Origin of the sequence: Amycolatopsis sp. 2-15 (assembly GCF_030285625.1) — a bacterium.
Classification (GTDB): Bacteria; Actinomycetota; Actinomycetes; order Mycobacteriales; family Pseudonocardiaceae; genus Amycolatopsis; species Amycolatopsis carbonis.
In genome coordinates this window covers 1,292,455-1,318,585 of the sequence record NZ_CP127294.1, presented here as the reverse complement: position 1 = coordinate 1,318,585, position 26,131 = coordinate 1,292,455, and the positions used below count along the sequence as shown (strand labels likewise).

Sequence of the window (26,131 nt, the reverse complement as noted above, 5' to 3'; positions counted from 1 at the left end):
TGCCCATGCAACCCCTCGACGCCGACGCGATCCGCGCCTCCTTCGTGAACTGCTCCCGCGGCGAGGCCAAGTCCGTCACCCTCCCCGCCGACGTCCCCTGGGCCACCCGCGACTTCCTCGGCTGGCGCGACCCCAAGGCCCCCGGCCGCGCCTACCTCGTGGTGCCCCGCGACGGCAGCGTCGTGGGTTTGTCCCTGCGCGCTGCGCCCCCCGCTTCGTCGCGTTCGCGCAGCAACATGTGCGCCTTCTGCTCCACAACCCACGCCACGTCCGACATCACCCTCTTCACCGGCCGCCGCGCCGGTAAGGCCGGCCGCGAGGGCAACACCCTCGGCACGTACGTCTGCGCCAACCTGTCCTGCAGCGCGTACGTCCGCGGGGAACTCAAGCCGGACGTCCCGCAACCCGTGGAGACCCTGACCCTCGACCAACGCGTGGCGCGCATGGAGGACAACGTGCGGCGGTTCGTGGACCGGATCCTGGAACCGCACTAGTGCGGGTGCGCATCACCGCGCTTTGGCTTCTGCCCGGCACCTGCACGTGACCGGCGCCGCGTCAACCGCAATTCCGTAGTTGTCCACACCTATCCCGCGCGAGACTGCATTTGTCCACAGATCTCGCGACGCCCGCTTTTCGAGGCCTGGTAACGATAAACTGGGACGGGGACGCCCCCCTTGGGTGGGCGGGGGCTTTGTCGCGGCCTCGCCGGAGTGCTGGCAAAGTCCTGCGGTGTATGAGAAGAGCGGGCGAAATCACGGCCGGTAGCACACCGTGGCCGAGGCGAACCAAGGCGAGTAGTGCCGTGACCCGGCAGTCGTGCCGTGGGTAGTAGCCGGCGGGACGGGATCGGGGTTCCCGGCGGTGGAAACCTGCGGAGTCTCAGAGATCCATCGACGTTTTACAGGGCCGAGTCGTTGCCCGCCGCGTAATCGTGGGCGTAGGACTTCGCGTCCAGCAAATGCTTCAACGTGATCTCCCGTGCGGCAGGTCCGTCGGAGGCCTTCAAAGCCGACAGGATCGCCCGGTGCTCATCCACCGCCTTGCGGATCTGGCCCGGCAACCGCAGCGCGGCCCGGCGCTCCTCGCCGACCAGGGCCAGGACGGAGCGCAGGAGGTCGGCCACGTCGTCGTTGCCGGCGTTGCCCGCCATGACGCGGTGGAACTCGGCGTCCGTCGCGATGACGCGCAGCATGTCGCCCTCGGCGGCGGCGGCTTCCATTTCGGCGACGTTGTCCTCGAGCGTCTGGATCGTCCGCGGTGAGTGGTTGCCGGCGAGGCGTTCGGCCAGCGTCGGCTCGACGGTCGCGCGCAGGTCGAACAGCTTCTCCACCAGCTGTTCGTGCTCGGAGAACCAGCTGCTCAGCGGTGCTTCGGTCTGCTCGCGGACGTAGGTGCCGGAGCCTGCGCGGATCTGGACGTAGCCGATCGAGTCCAGGACCCGCAGCGCCTGCCGCAGCGACCCGCGGCTGATGCCGAGCTGTTCGCAGAGGGCGCGTTCCGCGGGCAGCCTCGAGCCCGGCGGGAGCTCGCCGCTGTCGATCATCGCGCGCAGGCGGTCGACGGTGGCGCTCCAGACCTGTTCGGATTCGTGGGCCACCCACCCATCCTGGCAGGTCGCGGCGGGTGGCGGAAAATGTCGGTGGTGCGTGCCACGCTGAGGTCGTGACCGCGAAGTTCAAGGACTTGGCCCTCGACGCCCAGGACCACCAGAAGCTGGCCGACTGGTGGTGCGTAGTGCTGGGCTACACGCGGCGCGACGGAACCCGCGCGGCCGAGGACCCGGTGCCGATCGTCGACGTCGCCGGGGTGGGGCCGTTGATCTGGGTCAATCCGGTGCCTGAGGTGAAGACGGTGAAGAACCGGATGCACCTCGACGTGTTCGGGGACGTGGGGGAGTTGGTGTCGTTGGGGGCGGTGTTGGTGAGGAACAAAGGTCGGGATATCGATTGGTGGGTGATGGCGGATCCGGAGGGGAATGAGTTTTGTGTGTTTGAGCCATAGTGAATGGGCGGCTCGACCCGCTGTGCAGATCATTGCGCCCTGGTGGTGAAGATTGGCACCCCGATCTTTAATCGTCACTACGGTCTGGATTATTTGTCAAGGCGGGAAAGAGTACCTTGACAAATAATCCAGACCGTGTGGAAGGCGGGGATCGAGGTGCAGGGCCAGGGCTGGGTGCACTGGCTGTTGGGCGGGCCCGTTGCGGGTGTCAGTTGCTGACTGTTGGAAGACTGTTGCCCCGTTGCGCGTGCCAATTCTCGCCGGCATCCGGGTGATCCGTTGAAAGGCTCAGTTCCGCGTATTTTTCGTCCACAGCCAACCGGTTGCGCCAGACTTCGCGGCCGTATTCGTACGCGTCGCTGCCGGCCAGCAGCCGCAGCGGAGGGTCCGGAAGCTCCGCGACCCGGAGCACCAGGTCGGCGACAAGAGCCGGATCGCTGGTCGCGGTCTTCTCAAAGCCCGCCATCGCGCGGGCCGAGGCGCCGACCGTCGGCTCGTAGGGCGTGCTGATCGGTGGCGTCGTCATGGACGAGCCGGCCCAGTCCGTGCGCATGCCGCCGGGTTCGAGCACGGTGACCTTGATGCCAAGCGGTGCGACCTCGGCGGCAAGAGCCTCGCTGAACCCGCCGACGGCCCACTTCGCCGACTGGTACGCCGTCATCCCCGGGCTCCCGATCCGTCCGCCCACCGAGGAAATCTGGATGATCCGCCCGCCGCCCTGCCGGCGAAGCACCGGAACGGCCGCCTTGGTGACGTAGACCGTACCCAGGAAATTGGTCTCCACCTGGCGCCGGAAGACGTCCAGCGACGTGTCCTCGAGGGCTGCGCGGTCGCCTTGGCCGGCGTTGTTCACGACGACGTCGAGCCGGCCGAAAGCGCGCACGCCACCTGCGACGGCGGCTTCCGCGGCGGCAGGATCGGTCACGTCCAGGGCCTCGACGTGCACCTGCGACCCGAAGCGTTCCCGCAGGTCATCGAGCGAACGCGGGTCCCGGGCGGTCGCCACGACCTGGTGTCCGGCGGACAGGGCGCTCCACGATCTGGCGGCCCAGGCCGCGCGAAGCGCCGGTGACGAAGAAGACCACAACAACCTCCGAGGTTCCATTAACGCAATTCGATTGCGTTATTGAGACCGTAGCACCCCGAGGCGAGGTAACGCACCCAACTTGCGTTAAGATGTGGTGTGCATCGCCGAGCACGTTCCGAGGAAGCCAAGCTGCAGCGCGCCGAGGACCTCCTCGCCGCGGCCCGCAGGCTGGCCGTCGAGCTGGGCGGGGTGCGGCACGTGACGCTCGCGGCCGTCACGGAGGCGGCGGGGCTGCACGCGTCGGCGGTGCGGCGGTACTTCGCCAGCCGCGAGGAGCTGTTCCTCGAGCTCGCCGAACGCGGGTGGGAGGAGTGGCGTGACGTCCTCACCGCCCGCCTCGCCGGCGCCCGCGGCCTGCCGCCGGGCGAGCTCGCCGAGGCGCTCAGCGCGACGATCGTCACGCTCCCGCTCTTCTGCGACCTGCTCACGCACGTGTCGCTCAGCCTCGAAGGTGACGTCTCCGTCGAGCGCGCGCGGCAGTACAAAACGCGGTCCTTCAAGGCGTACGACGTGATCGTCGAGACCCTCGTCAACGCCGGAACCCTGACCGCACAACAGGTCCACGACGTCATCGCCGCCCTGCTCGGCACCACGTCGTACTTCTGGCAGCTCTCGCACCCGACGGCAACCCTCGCCGAGCTCTACCGCCAGGAACCCCGCTGGTCCCACACGGCGCTCGACTTCGAGCCCCGCCTCACGCGGCTGCTGAAAGCCACCGCGGAAGGCCTGGCCGAGCGTTAACCGAGCGCGTTCGACGCGAGGTGCAGCGCCTCGATGAGGTGCGCGCGGTGTCCGGGGTGGAGGTTGATGCGCGCCTCGCCGTTGGTGTTGCCGACGAACGTCAGCACGCGGCCGCGCCCGGTGAGGTCCAGGACGGACATCGGGGTGCTGCGCGTCCGCCGGCCGGCGTCGTCGCGCGTCGCGACGTAGAGCTGGTGCGCGGCATCGCGACCGGCGCGCATGAGGCGGCGGAGCTCGTCGGCTTCGTGGGACATCTCGGTCAGTGGATTGTCGGACTCGTAGTCGCGCCCCACGTCCTCGAAGTGGGCCTTCGGCACGCTCATCGCCGCCAGCCGCGCCGGCGGGCGGGTGGGCAGCGCGTCCACCAGGTGTTCCGCGGCCTCGCGCGCCGGGATCGGGTCGAGCTGGACCACCCGGTGGTCGGTGATCAGGCGCACGGCGTCACGGCCTGACTCGGCCACGAGGATCGCGCCGTCGTCCTCGCCGTCGCGGAAGTTGCTCCACGAGTACATCTCGCGCGCGGGGTTGGCCAGGACCTCCAACGTCGCGCGCCACTGCGCGGTGAGCTCCCCGGCGGACGTGGCCAACCCCAAGTCGTACAACGCATCCAGCGCACGCCGGCGCAACGTCGCGTCGGCCTCGTCGGTGCGGTAAGTCTGGTCCGGCCCGACCACGATCGGCGGCTCCCCGAGCTCGGCGACGGTCCACGCAACCAGGAACACCGGCCGGGGCAACCGCACCGGCCTGTCGATGATCTTCATCGGTCTGCTCAGGCTCCGATGGTCGGGGGCGTCGGCGGAAGGCCGGTGTGGGGATCGAGGAGCCTGCCGTCCTCGTCGTCGAGGAGCGAGAAGGCCGAGTCGTCGTCGATGCCGTACTTGCGCTGGTGCTCGGCGTCTTCCTCGCCTTTGCCCTTGCTGCCGGCCGCGCCCATGCCGCCCATCCCGGGCGAACCCTTGGCGCCGGCCGCACCGCCGGCTGCTCCGCGACCGGCCAACGCGCCACCACGGCCGCCTTCTTCGCCGAACACCCCGGACCCGGCACCACCACTGAGCCGCGACCCGGTTCCGGTCCCGGCCCCTGACCCGCCGCGTCCGCCGAACGCCCCGGACCCACCTGCGCCGCCGGCGCCCGCGCCGGCCCCGGCGCCTACGCCGAAACCGCCAGGCCCGAAACCGTCCCCGCCACCCGTCGCCGACCACGACGGATTCCCACTGCCGACCGGGAACCGCTGCCCGGGCGGCGGGACCCGCGGATCGTCCAGATCACTGGACGTGTGCGTGTCGTCGTCATCCGTCGTCTTACCAGGCGGATAAACGTCCCGCGGCGGCCTGTGCTCCGGCGGCGTGATCGGCCGCCCCGTCGGCGGCGGCAACACCGTCGGCGGCGGAATATTGGGCGGCGGCGTGGTCGGCGGGGGCGTCGTCGGCGGAGGGGTCGTGATGTGCCGGGTGTCGACCTCGGACTGTGAGGTGGACGTCTTGTCGTCGTCGGTCGTGTTCTTGCGGGGGTGGTTCTGCTCGATGATCTTCTTCTGCTGGGTGAGCGCCACGGTGTCGTCGAAGGGGTTCAGCTGGCCATAGTCCGCCTTGAGGCCTTGGCCGCTGGTCTGTGCCTGCTGCGCGTACCCGTTGTAGCGCTGCAGGTTCTGCTGGGCGAGCTGGTTGTACTGGTTGATCTTGTCTTCGGTATCCGTGTCCCACGGCGTCGCCACATCAACGAAATCCTTGTGTGGCGGCGTTCCCGGCATCGGCTGCAGGGCCTTCTTCATCTCGTCGAACCCGTGCGCCAGTCCGGTCAGGTTCTGGCTGTTCGTGGTGTACGTCTGCGCCGCCGAGGTGGTGGCTTCGGAGAACATCTTGATCCGGGACTGCGCGGCGTCGGCTCCGTTTCCGGTCCACACGGATTCGAGGCCGGTGCTGAGCCGCTGAATGTCCGAGCTGAGATTGTGGTGATCGGTTGCCAGCTGAGTGGCCTTGCCACCTCCATCGTGCCAGCTCGAGGCGCCACCGCTGCCGAGGATCTTCTGCACCAGCTCGGGGGCGGGGACGGACTGCGTGCCGACGTTGCCGTGCCAGACGTCGCTCGCCCAGTGCCCAGCGTCGCTGAACCGGTCGCCCACCCACTTCGCGCTGTCGCCGACCATGTCGAAGAAGCCCACTACGCACCCGCTTTCTGGCGCAGGTTGGTGACGACCATGTCAGCCACTTGCGCGGCAATATCGCAAGGATTGACTTTGCCGACGTTGGCTGTGCTCAGAGTCAGCGATGTGTCGAACGACAGATCGTCGCGGATTCCGGTGCTGACCTGGCAGAAGACGTGCATCGAGTCAGGACTCTCGGACGAATGTGCTGCGGCCGGGAAACCTTGGATAGGAGAAAGTTCTTTCCACAAGCTGACCTGCGGTTTTGTGTTCTGGTAGACACCGCTGAGTCCCTGGCGCGTCTGCGTGACGTAGTTGACGTCGACGGCGGCACCGGTGTTGGTGTTGTTCCAGTGACAGTCAGGGCCGAGGCCGGACGTGTCATCGCGCTTGCCTTGCGTCGTTGTGCCGAAAATTTCCTTGAGCTGGTCCGAGGTCAACGCTTCCTGGCACGGGTCGCCGGACAACACCGACGCGGGCAACGGCCGCTCGACCTTGGGGGCACCGCTGTGCGGCAGCGCCTCGACCGGCGACGGCGAAGTGCTCGCCGGAGGCGGGACGGCTCCACCCGAGCATCCTGCGACGACCGCGAAGGTCGCCGCCGCGCTCGTGAAAGTCAAAAGCAGTCGCTTGGTCGTCACGCGAGCCCCTCGCTCTGGTTTCCACTTGCTGCGGCCTTGACCGCATCCGCTGACGCCGCGTCTGTGGCGACGGTGATCCCCAGCGCGTCCTGCAGCTTCTTGACCAGCTGAATCGAGTAGGTGAGTTCGCGGTTGACCTGCTCGGCGCCCTTGTTGAACGCGCCGCCACCGCCGTTGCCGACGAGCATCTGGTTGTAGCCGGCACTACCAGGGTCATCTGTTGGAGGACGGACCTGAAGTAACCCTTGTGCCGTCCGGTTCATCATTTGGAGACTGTCGCGGACGCGTTGGGCCACCGTGAGCATGCTCTGGGCTTCCTCACGGCTCAGGCTGAACCGGCCGCCCGGTGGTGGGCCGCCGTTGGGTACGTCGCCGGCGCCGCTGGGCGCTGCGGCGCCGCCGGCGGGTGCGTCCGTGATGACGAAGTCGAGCCCGGTGAGCCAGCTTGGCTCCGAGGCAGTCTCAGCCACTGCCTTCCCCCTCTTGATGACGCGTCGGCCCGACCGCGGGCCCTCCCCAGCGGTAAAGGTAATGGACCGATCACCCTCGGGTGGGCATTTTGCCGGAGTCGGTCGAACCGCACCAGGGTGGTGTCGCCGATCGGGTGGTCGGGGATGACGGCGCGCAGGCTTTTTGGCCGAGTGCCAGCCTGGATCCGGCGGAAGTCCCGGAGTCGGGCTGTTCCTCCTGACACATCGCGTCGCGGGGGTGGGGCGGGGTGCTTAGGGTGCCGGGGTGGGTGAGTTATGACGTGGTGGCATGCGGTGATCATCTTCGTCGCCGGGGTGTGGGCGGGGACGATCAACGCGGTGGTCGGGTCGGGGACGTTGGTGACGTTTCCGGTGCTCGTCGCGTTGGGGTATCCGCCCATCACGGCGACGACGTCGAACGCCGTGGGGCTGGCGCCCGGGACGATCAGTGGGGCGTACGGGTACCGGGCCGAGTTGGAGGGGTATTGGCCGCAGATCGTCAGGTTCTCGATCGCGTCGTTTTTCGGGGCGATCGGGGGACGATTCTGCTGCTGACGTTGCCCAAGGACGCCTTCGAGACGATCGTGCCGGTGCTGGTGGGGCTGGCGGTGGTGTTGGTGATCGTGCAGCCGAAGGTGTCGAAGTGGGTGCAGAAGCGGCGTGACGCCAACGGGACCGAGCACAAGCCCGGGCCGTTGCTGCTCGGGTTGCTGTTCGTCATCGGGATTTACGGCGGTTACTTCACCGCCGCGCAGGGCGTGATGATGATGGCCGTGATGGGGATGCTGCTGTCCGAGCCGCTGCAACGGCTCAACGGAGTCAAGAACGTCCTCGCCGCAGTTGTCAACGTCGTCGCCGGCCTCATCTACGCCGTCGTCGCCCCGGTGAGCTGGCCGGTGATCGGGTTGCTCGCCGTCGGGTCGACGATCGGGGGGCAGATCGGGGCGAAGGTCGGGCGGAAGATGTCGCCGACGGTGTTGAGGGCCGTGATCGTGGTGATCGGCGTGGCGGCGGTGGTGGAACTAGTCGTGAAGTGAGACGAAGGCCTGCCACGCTTCGGCCGGTACCCGCAGCTCGCCCGCCGAACGAGCCTTGGTGTCTCGCACGCTGACGGTCTCAGTGCTCAGCGCGACCTCGACACAGTCCCCGTTGGTGTTGCCGCTGTAGCTGCTCTTGCGCCACACGAGGTCACGGGAGTTCATCCGGGCCGTCCTTCACTTGGTCGTACTCGCTTGCCAGCGCGGCAAGCCACTCGCGCGATTGTGCTCCATCCAACGCGAAATTCGCTACTTGCGCCAGCACTCGGCGGTACTCCTCGATGTCCTCCGGCTTCTCGAAGAACAGGCTCGAGGTCTGATTCTCGGTGTAGATGATGGGCCGCTGACCGTTGTAGCGCATGACCCGGAAGCCGGTCCCCATCACGCCGTTCTGGCAAGTCTTATCGAGGACTATTCGAACAGCGCAGCGCTCCATGGATGACGTAAGCAGTAGATGCAGGATTTGTTCATGCATAATCGCGCGGTCGGCGACTGGTGCACGCAAGACTTGCTCGTGGATGTAGAAGGTGAAGAACGGCGAATCCTTGCGCCGCAGCAATGTTTGCCGGGCGAGTCGGGTCTGAACGCGGAGGTTCACACCTTCCTCGTCGTAGTAGCCGCCCCAGCGGAAGAGCGCTCGGATGTATTCCTCGGTCTGCAGGATCCCCGGGATCACCAGCGGTTCGAACTGGATGATCTCGCTGGAACCGGTCTCAGCGACGATGAGCGAAGGAAGTTCGTCCGAGAGTCGCTCCTCATGCGGGCGCAGTCGATACCCGTCGTCGGCCTCGCGCACGAGTCCGACCAGGTTCAGCACCTCTTTGCGAGAAGCGCCGCAGTTCGCCGCGAACAGGGTCGCGTCGATCTCGGTCACCCCGCGGGCGCCGCTCTCCATGCGGGAAATCTTGCTCGCCGAGAAGCCCACGCGCTTCGAAAGGTCGGCCGCAGTCAAGTCCGCGCGCACGCGAAGGCGCTTCATCTCGTCGCCGATTTCGCGTTCACGCGCAGTGGTGTCTCGTTCGGTTGTCCCCGCCGTCGGGCAAAACTATGCCCGCCCTCACCAAAGCAGGGAGAGTGACGCGGCAAGATCAGCGGAACGGATGCCGTCCCGCTGATTCTTGCCACCCCGTCACGCCAGGTACTCCCGCGCGGCAGCCAGGAACTGGTCGTTCTCCTCCGGCGTCCCGATGGTCACCCGGGCCCCGTCGCCGGCGAAGGGGCGCACGATGAGCTTGCGGTCGAGCATGTGCTCGGCGAAGGCGACCGTCCGCTCGCCGAGGGGGAACCACACGAAGTTCGCCTGGGTCGGCGGGATCTCGTAGCCCATTTCGAGCAACGCGGTCCGCACACGTTCGCGCTCGACGACGATTTCCCGGCAGCGCTCCAGTAGTTCGTCGGCGGCGTCGAGCGATGCCATGGCGGCCACCTGCGCGATGGCGTTCACCGAGAACGTGACGCAGACCTGCCGAAGCGCTTCGGCGATGGCGGGCGACGCCACGGCGTACCCCACGCGGAGGCCGGCGAGCCCGTACGCCTTGGAAAAAGTGCGCAGTACCGCCACGTTGTCGTGCGTGCGCGTGAACTCGATGCCGTCGGGGACATCCGCGTCCGTCACGAACTCCTTGTACGCCTCGTCGAGCACGACCAGCACGTGCGACGGCACGGCGTCGATGAAGCGCGCGATCTCGTCACGCGTCAGCACGGTGCCGGTGGGGTTGTTGGGGTTGCAGACGAACACGAGTTTCGTGCGGTCCGTGATCGCGGCGAGCATCGCGTCGAGGTCCAGGCCGTGGCCGGAGGTCAGCGGCACCTTCACCGACTCGGCGTGCGCGACCTGCACGACGATCGGGTAGGCCTCGAAGGAGCGCCACGCATACATCGCTTCGTCGCCTGGGCCGCAGACGGCCTGCACCAGCTGCTGGCACAGGGCGACCGAGCCGCAGCCGATCGCGACCTGGTCGACGGTTACGTCGAGGTCGGCGGCGAGCCGCTGGCGCAGGGCGAGCGAACCCGCGTCCGGATAACGGTTGACGTCGGCCATCGCGTCGGTGATGGCGGCGCGCACGCTGGGCAGCGGGCCGCCCGGCACCTCATTGCTCGCGAGCTTGATCGCGCCTTGGATCGTCCGGCCGGGGACGTACTTCGGCAACGAATCAAGGTCGGGGCGCGGTGCGAGGGACGGCATCGTCGGTACTCCTCGGGTCAAACGGGACGGCCTGGCCACCGTATCTCGCGACGACGGATCCACAAAGGTTCCCAATGTTCACCCGGAGGTGATTGCATGAGGTGATGACGTCGACGAGCACCGTGGATTATCAGCGTACCGACGGCCGCGCTCTGCGCCTCACCTTCGCGGAGCCTGACGGTGCCATCCGCGGCGGCCTCGTTGTCCTGCACGAAGGCGACGGGGTCACCGACGGGGTGGTGCTGCTCGTCGCGAGCCTGGCGAACGAAGGCTGGCTCACCGTCACGCCCCACATCGACGGCGGCGAAAAGCTCACGCAGCAGGACCTCCTCGACGCGACGGACATCACACTCGACTGGCTGGTCGAGCACGGGGTGGAGGCCGATCTGCGCGGCGTCGTCGGCTTCGACCTGGGTGGCACGGCGGCGCTCGTGGTCGCGTCGCACCGGCGGCTCGGCGCGGCGGTGAGCGTGGGCGGCCAGCGCGTGACGGAGCTGCCGCGGCTGCTGGACATCGCGGGTCACGTGACCAGCCCGTGGCTCGGCATGTACGGCGACGCCGGTGACGAGGCCGGGGGCGCCGAAGTGGAGCAGCTGCGCGAAGCGGCGGCGTCGGCGAAGGTGGCCACGAACGTCGTGCGCTACCCGGGCGCCAACCACCGCTTCGACGCCGACCCGGGCGCGGCCGAGGAAGCCTGGCAGCGCACGTTGGACTGGTTCGACGCGCACCTGCGGTAAGACAGTGGCGGGGGTGGTTAGCCGCAGTTAACCTCGGCGGGTGACCCAGATTGCCGATGTTCCCGAAGTGCTCTGGCGACCCGACCCGAGCCGCGTGTCCGACACCCGTATCGAAGCGTTCCGCAGGTGGCTGCGGGAAGAACGCGGCGTGGAGGTCGGCGACTACGACTCGCTCTGGCGCTACTCCGTGGAACATGTGCCCGACTTCTGGGCGGCCGTCGCCGAGTTCTCCGGCGTGCGCTGGCACGAGAAGCCACGAGAGGTCCTCTCGGGCACGATGCCGAACGCGAAGTGGTTCGACGGCGGCACGCTGAACTACGCGGAGCACGCGCTCAGCCCGGGCGTCGCGGGCGCGGCGAAGGGCGACGACGAGCTCGCCGTGATCTTCCACCGCGAAGACGGCTTCGCCGAGCAGCTCACGTACGGAGACCTTCGCGCGCAGGTCGCCGCGGCGCGGGGAGCGTTGAAGGCGCTGGGCGTCGCGAAGGGCGACCGCGTGGTGGCGCTGGCGCCGAACTGCCCGCAGACGCTCGTCGCGTTCCTGGCGGCGGCGTCGCTGGGCGCGATCTGGTCGTCGTGCTCACCCGACTTCGGCGTGCGCGCGATTTCCGACCGCTTCACGCAGATCGAGCCGAAGGTGCTCATCGCGGTCAACGGCTACGCCTACAACGGCCGCGAGTTCGACGTCACCCCCACGGTCGAGCGGTTGCGCGCCGACATCCCGTCGCTGAACGCGACCGTTCTCGTGAAATACGTGGGCGGCGGGACCGTCGACGGCGCATTCGACTGGAACGCGCTGCTCGCCGAGCACTCCGGCACTCAGCTGGCCTACGAGCCGGTGGAGTTCGGGCACCCGCTGTGGGTGCTGTACTCGTCGGGCACGACGGGCCTGCCGAAGGGGATTGTGCAGGGCCACGGCGGGATCGTCATCGAGCACCTCAAAGCCCTTTCGCTGCAAGCGGATCTCGGGCCGGGCGAACGGTTCTTCTGGTTCACCACCACCGGCTGGATGATGTGGAACTTCCTCATCTCGGGCCTGCTCGTGGGGTCGACGATCGTGCTCTACGACGGCAGCCCCGGCCACCCGGACCTCGACGTGCTGTGGCACCTCGCCGAACAACACCGCATCACGTACTTCGGCACGTCGGCGCCGTTCATCCAGAGCTGCCTCAAGGCGGGGCTCGAACCGTCGGCGCGCTACGACCTGAGTGCGTTGCGCGCCTTGGGTTCCACGGGTGCGCCGCTGTCGGTCGAGGGCTTCCGGTGGATCGCCGACAAGATCGGGAAGTCGGTGCAGATCTGCTCGGTTTCGGGCGGCACGGACCTGTGCGCGGCGTTCGTGGCGGCGTCGCCGGACGTGCCGGTGTGGCTGGGCGAGCTGTCGTGCCGGGCGCTGGGCGCGGCCGTCGCGTCGTACGACGAGGCCGGCAACCCGCTGGTCGACCAGGTCGGCGAGCTGGTGATCACCGAGCCCATGCCGTCGATGCCGGTGTTCTTCTGGAACGACCCCGACGGCACCCGGCTGCACGAGGCGTACTTCGACATGTACCCCGGCGTCTGGCGCCACGGCGACTGGATCCGCGTGACCCCGCGCGGCTCCGCCGTGATCTACGGCCGCAGCGACTCCACACTCAACCGCGGCGGCGTGCGCATGGGCACGGCGGAGTTCTACCGCGTGGTGGAGGGCTTCGACGAGGTGGCCGACTCCCTGGTCGTGGACACCTCCGCGGCCGGCAACGACGACGGGCAGCTGCTGTGTTTCCTCGTGCTCGCGCCGGGGGTGGATCTTGCTGCCGTGGAGCCGAAGCTGCGGAAGGAGCTTCGTAGCGCTCTGTCACCGCGACACGTTCCCGACCGGTTCGTGGTGGTCGGTGAGATCCCCCGTACCTTGAACGGTAAGAAATGTGAGGTACCGGTGAAAAAGATACTCTCCGGAGTCGCGCCGGAGAGGGCTGTGAGCAGGGACGCGCTGGCCAACCCGGCCGCGTTGGCCCCGTTCACGGAGCTCGCGGGGGAGCTCGCCGGGCGGTGACGAAGCAGGGGGAAGCATGGCTGGGCCGTACGTGTTGCACGCGTGGTGACGGGGACACGCGCGCAGCACACCTGGCAGGTGGCGGGCGTGACGTCCGTCAAGGCGATCACCTGGGTGACCAGGCTCGCCGGGCTGTTGACGTTACTTTCCGTGTTGGTGCCGTCCGGTCGTAGCCTGCGCGGTCATCTGGCCGAGTGGCTGGAGCTGCCTCAGGAAGCGACCGTCGCGGCGGCGACCGTGCCTGTCGTCGCGGGCGTGTTTCTGATCATGCTCGCGGCGGGACTTCGGCGGCGGAAGCGGCGGGCGTGGCAGCTCGCGGTCGGGTTCGCGGTGTTGTTGACCTTGTCACACCTGGGGCTGCGGCACGCGTTCGGTGCGGGCGTGGTGTCGGTGGTGCTGCTGGTCGGGCTGATCGTGAACCGGCGCTACTTCGTCGCGGAGCCGGACCCGACGACGGGCCGCTGGCGCGCGGTGCGGGTGTTCCTGCAGCTGGTGCTGGCGGGGTTCGTGATCAACGTGGTGCTGCTGTCGGTGGCGTCCGGGCGGATGCTCGAGCCGCTGAGCTTCCCCGCCCGGCTTTCGCAGTCCGGGCTGGCGCTGGTGGGTGTGAGCGGTCCCGCCGTGTTCCACGGGCTGTGGCTGGAGGACCTGTCGGCGGCGATCGGGCTGCTCTTCAGCATCGCGGCGGTGCTCGTGTCGGCGTACTTCCTGCTGCGCTCGGCTGAGCCCGCGCCGGGGCTGTCGGACGAAGAGCTGGCGCGCCTGCAGGTCCTGCTGATCGAGCACGGCGACCGCGACTCGCTGGGCTACTTCGCGCTGCGGCGCGACAAGTTCGCGGTGTTCTCGAAGACGGGCAAGGCGGCCGTGACGTACCGCGTGATCGCCGGCGTCGCGCTGACGTCGGCCGATCCGCTGGGCGACCACGAGGCGTGGCCGGGCGCGATCGAGGAGTACCTGGAGATCTGCAAGCGCAACGCCTGGGTGCCGGCGGCGATGGGCGCGTCCGAGCTCGGGGCGACGGTGTGGGCGCGCTTCGGGCTGGAGGTGCTGGAGATCGGCGACGAGGCCATCGTCGACACGGCCGGCTTCACGCTGGACGGCCGCATCATGCGCGGCGTCCGCCAAGCGGCTTCGCGGACACGCCGGGCGGGGTACAAGGTGCTGGTGCGGCGCGCGGAGGACCTGCGGCCGGACGAGCTGGACGAGCTGGTGCTGCTGGCCGCGGCGTGGCGGGGCACCGAGACCGAACGCGGCTTCTCGATGGCCCTGGGCCGGATGGGCGACCCGGGCGCCGTGATCGTGACGGCCGAACAGGGCGGACGCGTGCGCGGCGTTCTGCAGTTCGTGCCGTGGGGCGCGCGCGGCCTGTCGCTGGACGTGATGCGACGGGACCGGTCGGCCGACAACGGCGTGAACGAGCTGATGATCTCCGAGCTGCTGGCCTATTCGCGTGAGCACGACATCGACCACGTCTCACTGAACTTCGCCGCGTTCCGGTCACTGATGGAACAGGGCCAACGCATCGGCGCGGGACCCGTGGCGCGTATCTCGGCGAAAGTCCTGCACTTCTTCTCGCGCTGGATCCAGATCGAGAGCCTGTACCGCTTCAACGCCAAGTTCCAGCCGCGGTGGGTCCCGCGGTACCTCGTGTATCCCGGCGTGCGCGAACTCCCGCGCGTCGGCGTGGCCACCTTCGAAGCCGAGGGCCTCGGCGGCCGTTCCCCCTGGTTGCGGCGCCTGCTGCAACGCTGATCTTCACTTTCGGGGGGTGCCTTCGGGGGGTTTCGGGGGTGTGTAAGCTATCTGGGCAGTGGTCGTTAAGGCCCAGGAGGCTTCGCCTAGTCTGGTCTATGGCGCCGCACTGCTAATGCGGTTGGGGGTAACCCCCCCTCCCGGGTTCAAATCCCGGAGCCTCCGCTGGTGCCTGTTTCGGCAGGTGCTAGATTAACAACTGAACAAGCGCCCGTAGCTCAGCTGGATAGAGCATCTGACTACGGATCAGAAGGTCAGGGGTTCGAATCCCTTCGGGCGCACGTCTGGTTGAGACAGCAGTACCAAGAAACCCGCCGGAGACGGCGGGTTTCTTGCTGTCCGGACATTGTCCGGGACCCCGTGGAATACAGCAGACCCCGCCCGGGGCCGTGTCGGGGCGGGGTCTGCTCGGGGTGGTCCGTCGACCACCGCCGGGTGGGCGGTGAAGAGTCACGCCCACCCGGGGTCACGTCAGGTCAGCACCGGGCGGCCCAGCGGCAGCCCCCGGCCGCCCGTGGCGGCGGACATCGCGCCGAGGTACAGGTAGATGCCGACCGCGGTGAAGGCGAACGTGACGTAGCCGCCGGCGGTGGAGGCGCCCGGGGCGTTGCCGACCGTGCCGTACAGCACGAGGGCGAGCGCGAGGTCGATCAGCACGAACAGCACCGTGAAGGCCGCGGGCAGCCGCAGGGTGCCCAGGGTCAGCAGGATGATCGTGAGCAGCCAGGCGATCAGGAACACGCCCTGGGTGGCGACCGCGGCGTCCGGCGTGATGCCGAACCAGTTGTGGGTCAGGCCGAGCACCAGTGCCGAGTAGCTGAGCCAGAACCCGGCGAAGATGCCGAACACGGAGGCAACGGCGTTCTGGCCCAGCGACAGCGCCCACACCGCCGCGACGAGCTGGCCGAGGCCGGTCGCGGGCAGGATGACCGCAATCGACGCGCCGACGGCACTCGCCGGGACGAACCCGGTCAGCACCAGGCCGAGCGCGGTCGTGCCGACGATGAAGGTGGGCACGCCGATCATGGACGGGTCGCCCGCCGGCGCGGGCTGGGGCGGGGCTTCGACTTCGGTGGCAACGGCAGTGGACATCGTGTACTCCTCGTTGAGCTGCGAATGATCCTCGAGTGCGGTCAGGTTGGGCGGCGGTCCGGGATCGGCCGGGTGGGGCGACGTCGCGGCGCCGCCCGGTTTCCGCGCCGAGCCGGGTTGCCGGCGCCAGGCCGGAGGGGTGCACCGGTCGGCGATCGGCCGGACAAGGCGACCCGGTGGTACCGCCTGCTTTCCGGGCCGAGCCGGGTTGCCGGCGCCGGGCCGGAGTGGTGCGTCCGGTTGGCGATTGGTCGGGCCGGGCGATGTGGTGCCACCGCCCGCTTTCTCGCCAAGTTGGGCCAGCGGCGCCGGGCCGGAGTGGTGCACCGGTCGGCGATCGGTCGGACGGGTCGACCCGGTGCTACCGCCTGCTTTCCGGGCCGAGCCGGGTTGCCGGCGCCGGGTCGAAGGGGCGGCCCGTCGGCGTCGGCTCGAACTGCGCCTTGGCGACCGCCCGCGGCCGAGCGGGCCGGGGCGGGCGATCTCCCCGAAGGGAGGACCGCGTCACCGGGTCTTGGGCCACATTCCGGACAGTTCAGGGTGGTCGTCGTCGATCAGGCGGTGTGCCAGGGCGATCGCCTCTTTGGGATCGATCTGGTCGAAGTCGGGATGGCCCTTGGCGATGCCCTCGAAGACGGCCGCCAGCTCGCTCGCCGCGGTGGGGGACAGGCTGGTGTCCTGACTGCACTGCACGTAGCGCAGGCGCAGCACCTCCGAGGCCTGCATGAGCAAGGCGCAGTAAGTGTTCTGTGCGGCTGGTGCCTGACTGGATCGAGTACCTGACTCTTTGCCCTTCACGCCGACTCCTTTCTCTCGTCAAGTCTCCCGACGCGTTCGGTCAGGCGGTGGCGCGTTTTTTGAGTTCCTTCGCCGCGGCACCCGGGTCGGCGGCGTTGTAGATCGCACCCCCCGCAACCGCGACCGTCGCACCCGCTTCACGCACCGCGCCGATCGTGTCGATCTTGATGCCGCCCGCGATCGAGAACGGCACACCCGCCAGCCGACCGTCTTCCAGGAGAGTGTCGATCGTGTAACCGGGACGAGCCTGCTCGTCCAGACCCGCGTGGATCTCCACAAAGGACACACCCAGCTTCGAGACCTCCCGGATCCGCGCGACCCGCCCCTCGACCACCGTGATCATGTCCGCGACAACCTGCTTGCCGTACTTACGGCCCGCCGCCACCGCACCCCGCACCGTGTCATCATCAGCCGCGCCCATCACCGTCACCAGATCCGCGCCGGCCTCGAACGCCAACGCCGCCTCCAGCTCACCCGCGTCCGCCGTCTTCAAATCCACGAACACCAGCTTGTCCGGATGAGCCGCCTTGATCGCCGACACCGCCGCGATCCCCGCCGACTTCACCAACGGCGTCCCCAACTCCAAAATATCCACATGCTCAGCCACCTGACCCGCCAACGTCAACGCCGACGGCAGATCCAACACATCCAACGCCACCTGCAACCGCACAACGAACTCCTCATCATCAACGACGGATCACCCGCCGGCCGACGGGTCAGTGAATAGCCCATACAACAGTTCCCCACCCACCCGAAAACCGGCAACACCCCACGGCATGCAAAAACACAATCCCCCGATGCGCACTACAAATACCCACCTTTGCCGACCCGGCGCGGTTCGGGCGCGTCGCCGGTCGTCGTCGGACGAGACCGGCTGTCGGCGGCGGTCGCCGTCGACCTCGGGTCTCGGCTTCGTGTCGTGCAACCGCCGGCCCGATCGTTGAATAACTGCAGGTCAACTGGTATTTCTGGCAGGGTTCTCGGCACCCGGCGGCACGGCCGTGGGCGCGGCGATCCGCTCGTGGTGGCGCGGCGGCCGTTCGTCAGTGATTCGGTGCCGGTCGTTCGCGATTGGTTGCCAGGCGAGGCGAGGGCGAAGAAGCTGGAAAAAGACAAGCCGAGTTCAGGGCGACGTTACCAGAAAGCCGCCCTGGCTGAACCCTCGACGGGCAACGGTGCCTGATTTTGGCCGGCCGTTGCCGGGGGTTAATGTGAGGGAGGACGCCATGAGGTGGCAAACGCCTTATTGCGCGCTGCTCGAGGCGTGCTCCGAAGCCGGCCCGTGCCGGTATTGACGGATCGATTTCGTACTGTGCTCATACATTGCCTCGGAGCCGCGGCTGGTGGCGGTTATCCGCAGTGGAATTGCGCTTGCGCCGGCTGCCGAAAGGCCCGGGCCAAGCCTGAAGCGGCGACGACCCACGCCGGGATCGCGGTCTCCGGAGACGGCGAGCAGTGGTTCCTGCTGAACGCGACCCCGGACGTCCACCACCAGATCGCGGCGGATCCCTCGTTGCACCCCGGTCCGGAGATCAGGAAGACGCCGGTCGCAGGTGTGTTGCTGACGGACTCGGAGTTCGACCACACAATCGGCCTGCTGATGCTGCGTGAGGGGTCTTCGCTGACGGTGTACGGGACCTACCCCGTGCTGGAGGCGCTGACCCTGTGGTTCCCGGTCCGCGAACTGCTGAGCGACTACGCGGACTTCACCTGGTCCCTGGTCGAAGTCGGCAAGCCGCTGGATCTGGACGATCGGCTGCGCGCCACCCCTTTCCTGACCGGATCCAAGGCGCCGCGCTACGTCGGGGAGTCCCGGCTTCGCAGCCCGTCGGCGGAGTGGGAGGTGGGCTACCGCCTGGAAGACAAGGTGACCGGCGGGACCGCGGTGTACGCGCCGACCTTGCCCCGGTGGGACGACAAGTTCGCCGAGCAGGTGGCGTCGGCCGACTGTGTGTTCGTGGACGGCACCTTCTGGACGGACGACGAAATGTCCAGCCAGGGCGCGGGAAGCCGGACCGGGCGCTCCATGGGGCACATGCCCGTCAGCGGTGACGACGGTTCGGCCCGCGCGCTGGCCGCGCTGGCGGCGAAGCGAAAGATCTATACCCACATCAACAACACGAACCCGATTCTCGACGAAGAGTCCCCGGAACGGCGTTGGGTGACGGACCTGGGCATCGAGATCGGGCGAGCCGGCTTGGAGGTGGAAGTATGAACCCGTGGTCTGCCAATGAGTTCGAGGCGCACCTGCGGTCCATCGGAGAAAAGCGGTACCACCATCTGCACCCGTTCAACGAGCGGATGCACTCGGGCACGCTGACCGAGGAGGAGTTCCGGGGTTGGGTGCGCAACCGCTTCTACTACCAGATGAACCTGCCGAAGAAGGACGCGTTCATCCTGACCAAGCTCCCCGGCCGGGAGGATCGGCGCCAGTGGATCCAGCGCATCATCGACCATGACGGGCGAACGGGCGACGAGGGCGGTCTCGAGAAGTGGATCCGGCTCGGCGCGGCGGTCGGCCTGAGCCGCGAAGCGTTGTTCGACACCGACACGGTGCTGCCCGGAGTGCGGTTCGCCGTGGACGCCTACGTGGACTTCTGCCGCCAGAAGCCGTGGCTGGAGGCCGTGGCGTCGGCGCTGACTGAACTGTTCGCGCCGGACCTGCTCAGCCGGCGGATCACCGACGTGCAGCACCACTACCCGTGGATCGCCTCGGAAGGCCTGGAGTACTTCCGGGCGCGGCTCACGCAGCAGCCCAAAGACATCGCGCACCTTCTCGAGCTGGTGCTCACCCACGCGAAGTCGAGGGAACAGCAGGATGCGTGCGCGCGAGTCCTGGAGTTCAAGTGTGACGTCCTCTGGAGCCTGTTGGATGCCGTGGAACTCGCGTACAGCAAGAGTTCGTGATGGACGAATCCGACTTGAGGGCCATCCCGAAGCTGGCGACCAAGGCGATGCTCAAGCACGACAACGTCCGTGACGTGGAGCTGCTCCTGTTGCCGGAGCGGGTCGTGCTCCTGAACAAGTCCGGGGCGGCGATCTTGGGGCTGTGCGATGGCAGCCGAACCGTGCGGCAGCTGGTCGACCAGCTCGAGCAGGATTTCGAGGCCGCCGATCTCGCGAACGACGTGATGACGTTCCTCCAGGATGCCCGTGGACGAGGTTGGGTGGTGGTCTCATGAACGGCGCACCGCAGCCATACGGCCTGCTGGCCGAAGTCACTCACCAGTGCCCGTTGCACTGCGTCTACTGCTCGAACCCGTTGGAGCTGATCGACCGGCAGAACGAGCTCGGCACCGACGACTGGTTGCGGGTGATCAACGAGGCGGTCGCGCTCGGGGTGGTGCAGGTGCACTTCTCAGGTGGCGAACCCCTCGTCCGCAGCGACCTGGAGACACTGGTCGCCGAGTGCCGGCGGCTAGGCCTGTACACGAACCTGATCACCAGCGGCCTCGGGCTCACCGAGAGCCGGGCGAAGTCGCTCGTCGAAGCCGGTCTCAACAGCGCGCAGCTGAGCATCCAGGGCGACGCGGCCGAGTCGACGAACCTGGTCGCGGCGAGCAAACGCTTCGACAAGAAGGAAGCCGCCGCGCGCATCATCCGCGACGCCGGCCTGCCGTTGAACATGAACGTGGTCCTGCACCGGATGAACCTGCCCCGGCTCGACGCGATCATCGACGTCTGCGTGTCGTGGGGCGCCGAGCGGCTGGAGCTCGCGAACTCCCAATACTACGGCTGGGCCCTGCGCAACCGCGATCTGCTGATGCCGACGAAGGCCCAGCTCGACGACGCGGTCGGCGTCTACGAACGCCGGAAGGCCGAGCTGCGCGAAAGCATGGAACTGCTCTGGATCCTCCCGGACTACTACGAGCCCTACCCGAAGCCGTGCATGGGTGGCTGGGCGCAGAACGCGCTGACGGTCGCGCCGGACGGCACGGTGTACCCGTGCCCGGTGGCTGCGGAGATCACCACGATGACCTTCGCCTCGGTCCGCGATCACGACCTCGGGTGGATCTGGGCGAAGTCCGAGGCGTTCCAGGCCTACCGCGGAACGGAGTGGATGCCCGATCCGTGCCAGAGCTGTCCGCGCAAGGAGCTCGACTTCGGTGGCTGCCGGTGCCAGGCGTTCGCGTTGACCGGGGACGCGGCGCGCACCGATCCAGTGTGCATGCACTCACCCGACCACCACCTGGTGCAGGACGCTCTCGTTCGCGCCAACCAGGAGGAGGTCCCAACCGACGGGCAACGGCTGCGCGAAAAGCTGGTTTACCGCCGCCCGACGGTGTCGGCGCGCCAACCCTGACGGATGCCGTTCGACGGCCGGGCCGCCCCCGGTGACAAACTGACGGAACACGAGGCGGCAGCGCGTTCGGCCGAGATCTTCGACGTCCACTACGCGGTGGAGCTCGACTTGACCGTCGGTGCGCGGGAGTTCGCGACGAGCACGGTGGTCCGCTTCCAGGCTCGGTCCGGGGATGCGTTCGTCTTCCTCGACTTCGCGGGGCAGGTCGAGTCGGTCGAGTGCAATGGCCGTGAGCTGGGGCCGGACGCGCAGGAAGGAACGCGCGTCCGGCTGGCTGTGCGCCCCGGCGGAAACACGGTTCGCGTGGCCGGCTCCGCGGCGTATTCGCGCACCGGCGAGGGGCTGCACCGGTTCCAGGACCCGCTCGACGGCCAGGTTTACCTGCACACCAAGTTCGAACCGTTCGCGGCGCACCAGGTGTACGCGTGCTTCGACCAGCCCGACCTGAAGGCGACGGTCGAGCTGACCGTCACCGCCGAGGCCGGCTGGGTCGTGGTCGCCAACACCGATCCCGAGGAACCACCGACGGCCGGCGAGGGCTCGGCGTGGCGTTTCGGCCGCACTCCGCCGCTGCCGCCGTATCTGGTGGCGTTCGCCGCCGGTCCGTTCCGGTGCCTGCGGTCCAGCCACCGTGGCGTGCCGCTGACGTTGTACGCGCGCGGCTCGCTCTTCGAGGAGCTCACCCGCGACGCGCCCGAACTCTTCGACGTGATCGGGCGCGGGCTCGACTTCTACGGCCGGTTGTTCGACCTGCCGTACCCGTTCACCAAGTACGACCACGTCTTCGCGCCCGAGTACGCGTTCGGCGGGATGGAACACCCGGGCTGCGTGACGCTCAACGAGCGGTTCGTGTTCCGGCACCGGGTCACCGCGGAAGCGCGCCGAAAACGGGCCGAGGTCCTGCTGCACGAGATGGCGCACATGTGGTTCGGCGACTACGTGACGATGCGCTGGTGGGACGACCTGTGGCTGAACGAGGCCTTCGCGACGATGATGGCGGTCGTCGCGCAGGCGGACGCGACGCCGTACGGGGAAGGGTGGCCGGCCTTCGTCCACCACGCCCTGCCGGCGGCCAGGCACGCCGACCGGCTGCCCACCGGCCACGCGATCCGGGTGGAAACCGCCGACACCGACGCCGCGCGGTCGAACCTCGGTCCGATCGTCTACCTGCGGGGCGCGGCAGTGCTCCACGACCTCGCTTCGCGCGTGGGCTGGGAAACTTTCGTCGCCGGCGTGCGGACCTTCCTGCGGACGCACGCGTGGGGCAACGCCGGCCCTCGACGACTTCGTGGCCGCGCTGCGGGAGGTGTCGGACGAGGACGTGGCCCGGTGGGTCGACGAGTGGCTACTGCGGCGCGGGCTCAACACGGTTGAGGTGGTTCGCGGCCGGGTGGTCCAGCTTCCCGATCCGGAGGTTCAGCCGCGGCACCTGACGGTGCGGGTCGCCGCGTTCGACGAACGCGAGGGTGAGCTGGTACTGCGGCACCGCGAGCACGTGTCGCTCGGTCCGCGCGAACGTGGCCGTGACCTCGCCGGGTTCGCCGACCTGCTCGTGCCCAACGACGACGCGGTGCGCCACGTCAAGGTCAGGCTGGACCCCCGGTCCCGGTGGACAGCCCTGCGAAATCTGTCCAAATTGGATGATCGACGGGCGCGAGCGGTCGTCTGGGGAGCGTTGTGGGACGACGTGCTCGACGCCCGCCTGCCGGCCCGCAGCTACGCGGCGGCCGTGCTCACCCACGGAGTCCGGGAGAACGATATCGGTGTCCTGCAGTTGCTTCTGGAGCGTGCGGTGCGGGCGGTCGAGCTCTACGGGAACCCGGAAGACCGTTGCTGGGACAACGCGTCGTGGAGGTGGCGACCTACGTCGCCGCGCCGTCGGGCGGGCTCGCGCTCGCGCGCCTCGGCGCCGACGTGATCCGGATCGACCCCCTCGGCGGCGCGAGCGATCACCACCGATGGCCGCTCGCGCCCGGTGGCGGCAGCCTGTACTGGACCGGGCTCAACAAGGGCAAACGATCCGTCGCGGTGGACCTGCGTTCGCCTCGCGGACAAGAGCTCGTGACCGCCCTCGTCACGGAACGCGGGACGCTGCTGGACAACACCGTCGGCTGGGGCTGGCTCGCCGACGAGCGGTTGCGGGCGTCGAGGCCCGACCTGGTCCACGTCCGTGTGCAGGGCCGGCCGGACGGTGGCCCCGCTCTGGACTACACGGTCAACGCCGCGGTGGGTGTGCCGGACCTGACCGGGCCGGCCGGGCTCAGCGGGCCGGTGAATCACCAGTTGCCGGCCTGGGACCTGCTGACCGGCAGCCAGGCGGTGAACGCCGTGCTCGCCGGCCTGCTGCACCGCGCCGCCACGGGAGAAGGCAGCTACGCGGAGGTCGCGCTGTCCGACGTGGCGCTCGGCGCGGTCGCCGACCTGGGGTGGCTCGGTGAGGCCCAGCTGAGGGGGCAGGACCGGCCCAAGCAGGGCAACCACATCTACGGCAGTTTCGGCACGTCGTTCCGCACCGCCGACGGTGGCCACGTGATCGTGGTGGCGATGACACGGCGGCAGTGGCGGGCCCTGCAGGAGGCCACCGGCACCGCCGAGGTGCTGGCCCGCCTCGGCGAGCGCGCTGGGCTCGACCTCGACCTCGAAGAGAACCGCTATCGGCTGCGTGACGAGCTGGTCGGCGTGCTGGCACCGTGGTTCGCCGAGCGGGACGTCGAAGCGGTCACCAAGGCGTTCGCGGACACCTCCGTGCTGTGGCAGCGGTATCGCTCGCTCACCGAGGTGGCCGCCGCCGGTGACGAGCCCTTGCTCGACGAGGTCGACCAGCCGGGCATCGGGCCGGTGGTCGCCGCCCGGAGCGCGGTGCGCTGGCCGGCCGCGGCGCCCGAAGCCGTTGAGTCCGCGCCCGCGCTGGGTGCGGACACCGAGGCGGTGCTGGCCGACGAGCTCGGTCTCGGGCAGGTCGAGATCGCCATTCTCGTGGACGAAGGGGTCATCCGCTGATGACGGTGAAGACCGACGAACTGGCCGGGGCACTCCTGTGGCCCCGCAGCGTGGCGCTGGTCGGCGCCTCCGACGATCCGGCGAAAACGAGTTCCCGTCCGCTGCGGTACCTGCGCGCATCGGGGTTCACCGGCCGCGTCTACCCGGTGAACCCGCGCCGCGAGTACGTGGGCGGCGAGCGGGCGTGGCCGTCGCTCGCGGACCTGCCCGAGGTTCCCGACCACGTTTACGTGATGACCGGCGCCGAGCAGGCGATCGAGGCGGTGGGCGAATGCGGGCGCCTCGGTGTGCCCGTCGCCACGGTGCTCGCGAGCGGCTTCGGCGAGGAAGGCGAGCAGGGGCGGGAGCGGGAAGCGCGGCTACGGGCGGCGGCCGGGACGACGCGCGTGCTCGGCCCGAGCAGCCTGGGCGTGGTCAACCCGCGCAACGGGATGCTGCTCACCGCCAACGCGGCGTTCGCCGAAACCGACCTCGCGCCCGGTGGCGTGTTCGTGGCCTCCCATTCCGGCAGCGTCATCGGCGCGCTGGTCTCCCGTGGCAAGCAGCGGGGGATCTCGTTCGCCGGCCTGGTGTCCACCGGTGGCGAGGCGAACCTGAGCCTCGGTGAGATCTGCCTGTCCACAGTGGACGACGAGGGCATCGGGTCGTACGCGCTGTTCCTGGAGTCGCTGCACCACAGTGACGAGCTCGCCGAGTTCGCGCTGGCGGCGGCCGAACGCGGCAAACCCGTGGTGGTCTACAAGCTCGGCCGCTCGGCGCAGGGCGCGCAGCTTTCGGTGTCGCACACGGGCGCGCTGGCCGGCTCCGACGAGGAGGCCGACGCGTTCTTCCGGGCCTGTGGCATCAGCCGCGTCGACAACCTGGAAGCACTGATCGAGGCGCCCGCCCTGCTGGAGCGCGTGCCGGCGGGCAAGGGGACCGCGGACTTCTCCGTCGCCGTGCTCACCACGACCGGCGGCGGCGCGGCGCTCATCGTCGACCAGCTGGGCTTGCGGGGCATCGAGGTGCGGGCGCCGTCGGCACCACTGCTGAGGCGGATCCAGGCGCTGGGTGCTCCGGTGACCGACAGCATCGTCATGGACCTCACCCTGGCCGGGGCGAAACACGAGATCGTGAGCGGTGCGCTCGACGAGCTGCAGCACAGCGGCGAGTTCGACCTCGTGGTGATGGTGGTCGGGTCCTCGGCCCGGTTCCACCCCGAGCTGGCGGTCAAAGCGGTGGCCGAGCGCGCCGGTGGGCCGACGCCCCTGGCCGCGTTCGCCGTGCCGGACGCACTCCAGGCGCTCGCCGCGCTCGCCGAGGCCGGGGTGCCGGCCTTCCGCACGCCGGAGGCGATCGTGGAGGCGATCACGGCGGCGGCTTCGCGTCCGGGCGCGCCCGCGTACCGGCCGTCGACCCGCGGCGCCGCCACCGGGACCCGGCAGGTGCTCGACGAGGTCGACTCCTACCGGGTGCTGGACAAGGTGGGCATCACCGCCCAGGCTCGCGTCGAGGTCTCGATCGACGAGGTGCTCGAGGGGCGGGTGCCCGCAGGCCTCCCGTATCCGGTGGCGGTCAAGGTGCTCTCGGCCGAGATCGCGCACAAGACCGACGCGGGCGGCGTGGTGCTCGGCGTCTCCGGCGAGCGGGAGCTGGTCGATGCCGCCCGCGCGATCGCCGCTGCGGTGAGCGAATCCGGGGGGACGGCCGAGCGCCTGCTGGTCACCGAGATGGCACCGTCCGGAGTGGACGCTTTGGTCGGTTACCGCGTCAGCGACGAAGTCGGACCGCTGATCATGGTGGCGGCGGGCGGCATCACCGCCGAGCTGTACCGCGATTCGAGCCTGCGGCTCGCACCGGTGGACCTCGCCACCGCCCACGAGATGATCCGCGAGGTCAAGGGACTCACCCCGGTGGTCGGCTACCGCGGCAGCAGCGGCGACGTGGACGCGCTCGCCTCGGCGATCGTCGCACTGTCCACTTTGGCCGAATCGGCGCCGGCGGTGCTGGAGGCCGAGGTCAACCCCCTGCGTGTCTTCGGCCCGGGTGAAGGTGCCACGGCACTCGATGCCCTGGTGTGCGTCACCGGGCACGGCTAGCTCCCGTCCCGCAGTTCTCCCACGTGTCTCAACG

The 26,131-nt window shown here is 68.9% G+C and carries 26 protein-coding genes, 2 tRNA genes and 1 pseudogene; 17 read left to right on the top strand and 12 right to left on the bottom strand.

Annotation, left to right across the window (positions count from 1 at the left end):
* The first annotated feature begins 5 nt into the window (after positions 1-5).
* Positions 6-494: an FBP domain-containing protein gene (locus tag QRX50_RS06565; protein WP_285971066.1), complete on the top strand. Its 489-nt coding sequence runs from the start codon at positions 6-8 to the stop codon at positions 492-494.
* Between the two features lie 404 nt (positions 495-898).
* On the opposite strand, the gene QRX50_RS06560 is transcribed toward QRX50_RS06565, so the two are convergent.
* The gene (locus tag QRX50_RS06560; RefSeq protein ID WP_285974373.1) at positions 899-1,543 is read right to left on the bottom strand and encodes a FadR/GntR family transcriptional regulator; all 645 of its coding nucleotides are present in this window, start codon (positions 1,541-1,543) and stop codon (positions 899-901) included.
* Between the two features lie 119 nt (positions 1,544-1,662).
* Here QRX50_RS06560 and QRX50_RS06555 point away from each other — a divergent pair, with 119 nt between their 5' ends.
* Positions 1,663-2,001, top strand: coding sequence for a VOC family protein (locus QRX50_RS06555; protein ID WP_285971065.1), 339 nt, complete (start codon positions 1,663-1,665; stop codon positions 1,999-2,001).
* Between the two features lie 208 nt (positions 2,002-2,209).
* Here the strand turns inward: QRX50_RS06555 and QRX50_RS06550 are convergent, their stop codons facing one another.
* Positions 2,210-3,106: an SDR family NAD(P)-dependent oxidoreductase gene (locus QRX50_RS06550; protein WP_285971064.1), complete on the bottom strand. Its 897-nt coding sequence runs from the start codon at positions 3,104-3,106 to the stop codon at positions 2,210-2,212.
* Positions 3,107-3,184: 78 nt separating this feature from the next.
* Here QRX50_RS06550 and QRX50_RS06545 point away from each other — a divergent pair, with 78 nt between their 5' ends.
* Entirely contained in the window at positions 3,185-3,829 is a 645-nt protein-coding gene (locus QRX50_RS06545; RefSeq protein WP_285971063.1) for a TetR/AcrR family transcriptional regulator, read from the top strand.
* Here QRX50_RS06545 and QRX50_RS06540 read toward each other — a convergent pair.
* Genes QRX50_RS06540 through QRX50_RS06525 form a run of 4 tightly spaced genes read right to left on the bottom strand, consistent with a single transcriptional unit; the run spans position 3,826 to position 7,083 of the window.
* Complete coding sequence (locus QRX50_RS06540) at positions 3,826-4,590, bottom strand: ESX secretion-associated protein EspG (RefSeq protein WP_285971062.1); 765 nt, start codon at positions 4,588-4,590, stop codon at positions 3,826-3,828. The genes QRX50_RS06545 and QRX50_RS06540 overlap by 4 nt on opposite strands.
* Positions 4,591-4,598: 8 nt before the next feature.
* Positions 4,599-5,990 carry a hypothetical protein gene (locus tag QRX50_RS06535; RefSeq protein WP_285971061.1) on the bottom strand — a complete coding sequence of 464 codons (1,392 nt, stop codon included), beginning with the start codon at positions 5,988-5,990 and terminating at the stop codon, positions 4,599-4,601.
* Positions 5,990-6,613, bottom strand: a complete 624-nt coding sequence (locus QRX50_RS06530; protein WP_285971060.1) for a DUF3558 domain-containing protein — start codon at positions 6,611-6,613, stop codon at positions 5,990-5,992. Before QRX50_RS06530 ends, QRX50_RS06535 begins: the two co-directional genes overlap by 1 nt.
* Positions 6,610-7,083, bottom strand: a complete 474-nt coding sequence (locus tag QRX50_RS06525) for a hypothetical protein (RefSeq protein WP_285971059.1) — start codon at positions 7,081-7,083, stop codon at positions 6,610-6,612. Before QRX50_RS06525 ends, QRX50_RS06530 begins: the two co-directional genes overlap by 4 nt.
* A gap of 276 nt (positions 7,084-7,359) precedes the next feature.
* Here QRX50_RS06525 and QRX50_RS06520 point away from each other — a divergent pair.
* Positions 7,360-8,120 (top strand): annotated as a pseudogene (locus QRX50_RS06520) (sulfite exporter TauE/SafE family protein).
* Here QRX50_RS06520 and QRX50_RS06515 read toward each other — a convergent pair.
* The 3 genes from QRX50_RS06515 to hisC form a co-directional block, all read right to left on the bottom strand.
* The gene (locus QRX50_RS06515) at positions 8,106-8,285 is read right to left on the bottom strand and encodes a DUF397 domain-containing protein (protein ID WP_285971058.1); all 180 of its coding nucleotides are present in this window, start codon (positions 8,283-8,285) and stop codon (positions 8,106-8,108) included. The pseudogene QRX50_RS06520 and the gene QRX50_RS06515 sit on opposite strands and share 15 nt — an antisense overlap.
* Positions 8,272-9,084: a helix-turn-helix domain-containing protein gene (locus QRX50_RS06510; RefSeq protein WP_285971057.1), complete on the bottom strand. Its 813-nt coding sequence runs from the start codon at positions 9,082-9,084 to the stop codon at positions 8,272-8,274. The genes QRX50_RS06515 and QRX50_RS06510 overlap by 14 nt, the downstream gene beginning before the upstream one ends.
* 165 nt (positions 9,085-9,249) lie before the next feature.
* Positions 9,250-10,305, bottom strand: a complete 1,056-nt coding sequence (hisC, locus tag QRX50_RS06505) for a histidinol-phosphate transaminase (RefSeq protein ID WP_285971056.1) — start codon at positions 10,303-10,305, stop codon at positions 9,250-9,252.
* A 104-nt stretch (positions 10,306-10,409) separates the two neighbouring features.
* Here hisC and QRX50_RS06500 point away from each other — a divergent pair, with 104 nt between their 5' ends.
* The 5 genes from QRX50_RS06500 to QRX50_RS06480 all read left to right on the top strand — a co-directional run bounded on the left by QRX50_RS06500 (position 10,410) and on the right by QRX50_RS06480 (position 15,107).
* Entirely contained in the window at positions 10,410-11,042 is a 633-nt protein-coding gene (locus tag QRX50_RS06500; RefSeq protein ID WP_285971055.1) for a dienelactone hydrolase family protein, read from the top strand.
* 40 nt (positions 11,043-11,082) lie between these two features.
* Positions 11,083-13,074: an acetoacetate--CoA ligase gene (locus QRX50_RS06495; protein ID WP_285971054.1), complete on the top strand. Its 1,992-nt coding sequence runs from the start codon at positions 11,083-11,085 to the stop codon at positions 13,072-13,074.
* A 42-nt stretch (positions 13,075-13,116) separates the two neighbouring features.
* Complete coding sequence (locus tag QRX50_RS06490) at positions 13,117-14,826, top strand: phosphatidylglycerol lysyltransferase domain-containing protein (RefSeq protein ID WP_285971053.1); 1,710 nt, start codon at positions 13,117-13,119, stop codon at positions 14,824-14,826.
* Positions 14,827-14,901: 75 nt separating this feature from the next.
* Positions 14,902-14,991 (top strand) — tRNA-Ser (locus tag QRX50_RS06485).
* Between the two features lie 42 nt (positions 14,992-15,033).
* A tRNA-Arg gene (locus QRX50_RS06480) sits at positions 15,034-15,107 on the top strand.
* 190 nt (positions 15,108-15,297) lie between these two features.
* On the opposite strand, the gene QRX50_RS06475 is transcribed toward QRX50_RS06480, so the two are convergent.
* The 3 genes from QRX50_RS06475 to hxlA all read right to left on the bottom strand — a co-directional run bounded on the left by QRX50_RS06475 (position 15,298) and on the right by hxlA (position 17,386).
* Positions 15,298-15,918, bottom strand: coding sequence for a GPR1/FUN34/YaaH family transporter (locus QRX50_RS06475; protein ID WP_285971052.1), 621 nt, complete (start codon positions 15,916-15,918; stop codon positions 15,298-15,300).
* Between the two features lie 504 nt (positions 15,919-16,422).
* On the bottom strand, positions 16,423-16,716 hold the full coding sequence (locus tag QRX50_RS06470; protein ID WP_285971051.1) for a hypothetical protein: 294 nt from the start codon (positions 16,714-16,716) through the stop codon (positions 16,423-16,425).
* A 40-nt stretch (positions 16,717-16,756) separates the two neighbouring features.
* Entirely contained in the window at positions 16,757-17,386 is a 630-nt protein-coding gene (gene hxlA, locus QRX50_RS06465) for a 3-hexulose-6-phosphate synthase (RefSeq protein ID WP_285971050.1), read from the bottom strand.
* Between the two features lie 612 nt (positions 17,387-17,998).
* On the opposite strand from hxlA, the gene pqqB reads away from it, so the two are divergent.
* Genes pqqB through QRX50_RS06425 form a run of 8 tightly spaced genes read left to right on the top strand, consistent with a single transcriptional unit; the run spans position 17,999 to position 26,097 of the window.
* Positions 17,999-18,931, top strand: a complete 933-nt coding sequence (pqqB, locus tag QRX50_RS06460; protein ID WP_285971049.1) for a pyrroloquinoline quinone biosynthesis protein PqqB — start codon at positions 17,999-18,001, stop codon at positions 18,929-18,931.
* Entirely contained in the window at positions 18,928-19,623 is a 696-nt protein-coding gene (pqqC, locus tag QRX50_RS06455) for a pyrroloquinoline-quinone synthase PqqC (RefSeq protein ID WP_285971048.1), read from the top strand. The genes pqqB and pqqC overlap by 4 nt, the downstream gene beginning before the upstream one ends.
* Complete coding sequence (pqqD, locus tag QRX50_RS06450) at positions 19,623-19,898, top strand: pyrroloquinoline quinone biosynthesis peptide chaperone PqqD (RefSeq protein WP_285971047.1); 276 nt, start codon at positions 19,623-19,625, stop codon at positions 19,896-19,898. Before pqqC ends, pqqD begins: the two co-directional genes overlap by 1 nt.
* The gene (gene pqqE / locus QRX50_RS06445) at positions 19,895-21,019 is read left to right on the top strand and encodes a pyrroloquinoline quinone biosynthesis protein PqqE (RefSeq protein ID WP_285971046.1); all 1,125 of its coding nucleotides are present in this window, start codon (positions 19,895-19,897) and stop codon (positions 21,017-21,019) included. The genes pqqD and pqqE overlap by 4 nt, the downstream gene beginning before the upstream one ends.
* 3 nt (positions 21,020-21,022) lie before the next feature.
* Positions 21,023-22,393 carry a M1 family metallopeptidase gene (locus QRX50_RS06440; RefSeq protein WP_285971045.1) on the top strand — a complete coding sequence of 457 codons (1,371 nt, stop codon included), beginning with the start codon at positions 21,023-21,025 and terminating at the stop codon, positions 22,391-22,393.
* 16 nt (positions 22,394-22,409) lie between these two features.
* The gene (locus tag QRX50_RS06435) at positions 22,410-22,937 is read left to right on the top strand and encodes an ERAP1-like C-terminal domain-containing protein (RefSeq protein WP_285971044.1); all 528 of its coding nucleotides are present in this window, start codon (positions 22,410-22,412) and stop codon (positions 22,935-22,937) included.
* Positions 22,868-24,019: a CoA transferase gene (locus QRX50_RS06430; protein WP_285971043.1), complete on the top strand. Its 1,152-nt coding sequence runs from the start codon at positions 22,868-22,870 to the stop codon at positions 24,017-24,019. The genes QRX50_RS06435 and QRX50_RS06430 overlap by 70 nt, the downstream gene beginning before the upstream one ends.
* The gene (locus QRX50_RS06425) at positions 24,019-26,097 is read left to right on the top strand and encodes an acetate--CoA ligase family protein (protein ID WP_285971042.1); all 2,079 of its coding nucleotides are present in this window, start codon (positions 24,019-24,021) and stop codon (positions 26,095-26,097) included. Before QRX50_RS06430 ends, QRX50_RS06425 begins: the two co-directional genes overlap by 1 nt.
* The last annotated feature ends 34 nt before the right edge of the window (positions 26,098-26,131 follow it).

What these genes read in the sequence shown, in the direction of transcription:
- QRX50_RS06565 (WP_285971066.1), top strand. Translation starts at nt 6, where the DNA reads ATGCAACCCCTCGACGCCGACGCGATCCGCGCCTCCTTCGTGAACTGC.
- QRX50_RS06560 (WP_285974373.1), bottom strand. Translation starts at nt 1,543, where the DNA reads ATGATCGACAGCGGCGAGCTCCCGCCGGGCTCGAGGCTGCCCGCGGAA.
- QRX50_RS06550 (WP_285971064.1), bottom strand. Translation starts at nt 3,106, where the DNA reads ATGGAACCTCGGAGGTTGTTGTGGTCTTCTTCGTCACCGGCGCTTCGC.
- QRX50_RS06540 (WP_285971062.1), bottom strand. Translation starts at nt 4,590, where the DNA reads ATGAAGATCATCGACAGGCCGGTGCGGTTGCCCCGGCCGGTGTTCCTG.
- QRX50_RS06515 (WP_285971058.1), bottom strand. Translation starts at nt 8,285, where the DNA reads ATGAACTCCCGTGACCTCGTGTGGCGCAAGAGCAGCTACAGCGGCAAC.
- hisC (WP_285971056.1), bottom strand. Translation starts at nt 10,305, where the DNA reads ATGCCGTCCCTCGCACCGCGCCCCGACCTTGATTCGTTGCCGAAGTAC.
- QRX50_RS06500 (WP_285971055.1), top strand. Translation starts at nt 10,410, where the DNA reads ATGACGTCGACGAGCACCGTGGATTATCAGCGTACCGACGGCCGCGCT.
- QRX50_RS06475 (WP_285971052.1), bottom strand. Translation starts at nt 15,918, where the DNA reads ATGTCCACTGCCGTTGCCACCGAAGTCGAAGCCCCGCCCCAGCCCGCG.
- pqqC (WP_285971048.1), top strand. Translation starts at nt 18,928, where the DNA reads ATGAACCCGTGGTCTGCCAATGAGTTCGAGGCGCACCTGCGGTCCATC.
- pqqD (WP_285971047.1), top strand. Translation starts at nt 19,623, where the DNA reads ATGGACGAATCCGACTTGAGGGCCATCCCGAAGCTGGCGACCAAGGCG.
- pqqE (WP_285971046.1), top strand. Translation starts at nt 19,895, where the DNA reads ATGAACGGCGCACCGCAGCCATACGGCCTGCTGGCCGAAGTCACTCAC.
- QRX50_RS06440 (WP_285971045.1), top strand. Translation starts at nt 21,023, where the DNA reads ATGCCGTTCGACGGCCGGGCCGCCCCCGGTGACAAACTGACGGAACAC.
- QRX50_RS06425 (WP_285971042.1), top strand. Translation starts at nt 24,019, where the DNA reads ATGACGGTGAAGACCGACGAACTGGCCGGGGCACTCCTGTGGCCCCGC.